At 42.6% G+C, this 3,054-nt stretch carries 1 protein-coding gene and 1 tRNA gene; one reads left to right on the forward strand and one right to left on the reverse strand.

Going from position 1 to position 3,054, the window contains the following annotated elements; translation table 11 throughout:
* Positions 1–261: 261 nt before the first annotated feature.
* Complete coding sequence (locus J3998_RS12990) at positions 262–2,412, forward strand: RelA/SpoT family protein (protein ID WP_208151093.1); 2,151 nt, start codon at positions 262–264, stop codon at positions 2,410–2,412.
* A gap of 548 nt (positions 2,413–2,960) precedes the next feature.
* Here the strand turns inward: J3998_RS12990 and J3998_RS12995 are convergent.
* Positions 2,961–3,036: transfer RNA gene (locus J3998_RS12995), tRNA-Glu, on the reverse strand.
* Between the last annotated feature and the right edge of the window lie 18 nt (positions 3,037–3,054).

Raw genomic sequence — 3,054 nt, forward strand, 5'->3', positions numbered from 1 at the left:
CACTTCGTTGTTAGGCTTCTTAACCATAGCGATGGCTATGCTTTGCGAAACCTGCCTAGAATTGACTGCTTCAAACACCTCGCTGAAGTCAATGGAGACTTATTCTGCGCTTCCTTAGGCTATTACAGAACTTTTTGTATGCCGTAAACCTTTATATTGTTGCGATAGATTGCTTTTAAGGTCAAGTCTCTAAAATGTTTTTATTCGTTTTACGTTAAAATACCCCATAATTTACTGATTACTTAGCTATGTCCATCCAGCATGAAAATTCTTGAAGAAACAATTCAAGCCATATTTCCCGATTTCGATAGCAATCCTGACTACCAAGCTGTAGATCGTGAACAGATTACACAAGCCTGCGAACTTGCTCTAAAAGCCAATACGCTGCCGGAGAAAACCATTGTCCGCAGTTTAGATGTGGCGCAAATACTAGCGGATTTAAAAACCGACAAAGACACCTTGATTGCCACCTTAATCAGTGACGGCAATCTGGCTGATTTATACAGCTTAGATGCCTATAAAGACATCTTTGGTGAAAACATCAGTAAATTAGTTGAAGGAATTAGACAACTTAATAAATTCCAAGAGTTCCAGGTAGAACGCAGTAGCGACGAAGTCCAGAACGAACGTTTACGACAAATGCTACTAGCCATGACCGTCGATGTTCGTATTATGATTGTCAAGCTGGCCTATCGCGTTGCCCGTCTGCGCCATCTTAAATATGAAGATGAGGCCGTTCGCCGCCAAGTTGCCCTAGAAACTGAATTTATTTTTTCCCCGCTTGCCAACCGTTTGGGGATAGCACAACTGAAATGGGAATTGGAAGATCTCTCTTTCCGTTTCACCCACCCCGAAGAATACAAAAAGATTGCACAAGGCTTAAAAACCAAACGCATTGCGCGCGAAGACTATATCAAACGTGTTATCGATATTTTGCAGTCATTAATGCATAAGCATAATATCGATGCCAAAATTACCGGCCGCCCGAAACATATTTTCAGCATCTGGAAAAAAATGAAACGCAAGAACATTCCAATTGAGGAATTGTATGACTTGCGAGCCGTCCGCATTTACGTAGATTCTATCCAAACATGCTATGAAGCACTTGGCTTGATCCACAGTCACTGGAACTACGTCCAGCAAGAATTTGATGACTACATCGCCACCCCGAAAGAGAACGGCTATCAATCAATTCACACCGTTGTTATCGGCCCTGAAAATAATACCGTCGAGATACAGATCCGTACGCATGACATGCACCATCATGCCGAATTCGGTGTTGCAGCACATTGGCTCTATAAAGAAGGCGGCAAAAGCTTTGATCATAACTTGGAACGCAGTATTGCCAATGTTCGCCAGATGCTGGAAACCTCCGATGACCCGGATATTTTCAAAGAAATCAGCACCGAACTGCAAAGTCAGCATATCTATGTAATGACGCCAAATAATGAAATCATCACTTTGGTTCAGGGGGCGACACCGCTTGATTTTGCTTATCACATCCATACCGAACTTGGTCACCGTTGCCGTGGAGCCAAGATTAACGGTCGAATTCAGCCGTTAAGCTACACGCTGAGAACCGGAGATAAAGTTGAAGTTCTAACCATTAAAAATGGGCAACCGAGTCGCAATTGGCTAAACCCTAACCTGGGCTACTTAACGAGCACCAGTGCTCGACACAAAGTAAAAAGTTGGTTTAACAAACAAAACCGAGCTGAAAACATTAAATCCGGTGAAGCCCTATTTCATCGTGAAGTGCGCCGTCTTCATGCTGAAGCCGTATCGATTAAAGCCCTAATCGAACGATTTCATGCGGAAACCGAAGAGGCTTTCTTTGAGGATCTTGGCAAAGGCAGAATTAATGAACGGCAACTAACCAGTGCCCTACAGGCACTAAATAAACCCGTTTCTATTCCTCGAAGAACACCGCAAATTCCTGTTGAGCAGCATGACGATGAACAAGCTTTTGTAATCGGCGCAACCAATCTGAAGACCTATATCGCGCCCTGCTGTCATCCGCATCAGAAAGACGATATTATCGGCTTTGTGACCCGTGGACGTGGTGTCACGATTCATAAACGCGACTGCGCCAATATTCTTCATCTAAGCCATGAAGAACAACGCCGTTTAATCGAAGTGACTTGGGATAAAACCATTGCCGAGAACCCAAGCTATACAGCCGAACTTAATATTTTAGCCTTCGATCGCCGTGGTTTACTTCGCGATATTATGTCACTGTTGACCATGATGGATATCAACCTAGTCGCCTCTAATACATTGACAGATAAGGATGATAGAACGGTTAATATGAAATTAACTCTCGAACTTAATGCAACAATGGCATTGGGTGACTTACTCGATAAAATTGAGATGATTCAAAACGTTGAATCTGCTTCCATACGTGCGATTTGATTTTGTGAAATGAAATAGCGCCTAATAACCGTCCGAAGTGGCGGTTTTTTTTAACACTACTGAATCTTAGTTTTATTTAGGGAAACACAGAATAATTCCCCATTGACTTCAGCGAGGAGTTTGAAGAGATAAATTCTAGGCAGCGTTTAAAAAGCATAGCTTCAGCTATGGTTAAGAAGCCTAACAACGAAGTTACTCTTCAAACGAAGAACTCGGCTGTAGAGCCGAGAAAACCTCGCCCACAAGGGCTTTGTAAAATTTGTCTAATCGGTGTTGTCTGTTTTTCCAGGTCTAGACATGACCGCAAACAGACGCCTTGCTTGGCCTAAATTTTACTTTGCCTGAGGTCATTTGGACTTGTTCTGTACGACCGATACTCATTCCAAAATATTACGTACTCAGAATGGTACTCAACAAACAGAACCACAACACATACTAAGACTTTCTCAAATAATCTTAAGCTGACAAAAAAAAACAGCGTGAAGCCTTATCGATTGGGGAATTTTAGATAAAAAAATAGCCGCTAAAAAGCGGCTATTTTCAAAATATGGCGTCCCGTAGGGGAGTCGAACCCCTGTTACAGCCGTGAAAGGGCCGTGTCCTAGGCCTCTAGACGAACGGGACATTTTTGGTATTTTTATT

It is taken from the genome of Thiomicrorhabdus marina (assembly GCF_017571465.1).
Lineage (GTDB): Bacteria > Pseudomonadota > Gammaproteobacteria > Thiomicrospirales > Thiomicrospiraceae > Thiomicrorhabdus > Thiomicrorhabdus marina.

Coding starts and splice junctions, on each gene's coding strand:
- J3998_RS12990 (WP_208151093.1), top strand. CDS start 262: ATGAAAATTCTTGAAGAAACAATTCAAGCCATATTTCCCGATTTCGAT.